The sequence below is a fragment of the Thalassotalea fusca genome (assembly GCF_053485835.1).
Map to the genome: position 1 here is coordinate 1 of NZ_JBQRUN010000066.1, position 299 is coordinate 299.

General features: G+C 40.8%; 1 protein-coding gene. It reads right to left on the minus strand.

Annotated elements, in window-relative coordinates; translation table 11 throughout:
- Positions 1-290: helix-turn-helix domain-containing protein (locus ACSLUK_RS20050; RefSeq protein WP_448550557.1), on the minus strand; the 290-nt coding region annotated here is incomplete at its 3' end.
- Positions 291-299: the final 9 nt, after the last annotated feature.

The window sequence follows — 299 nt, forward strand, 5'->3', positions numbered from 1 at the left end:
TCAGATTTAGCATGATGCGCTATAAAACGAGTTAATTGTATTTTTTGCTTATCAGATAATGAAGACTTCTTTCCAAGTCGAGGTTTGTCCTCTAGCCCATTGAGACCCTCGCTAAGAAAGCGAGTAACCCAGCTATTTACGCTACGCCTAGCCACTTTTAATTGTCTCGCATCCTGAGTGCGGTTTTGGCATTCTAAAAATAAAGAAACCGCTAACAAACGAACACGTTTGTGCGGGTTCTTTTCTCTTTTAGAGAGCTTGAGCAAAGCGTCAGAAGTCAATTGAGTCATAAATCACGA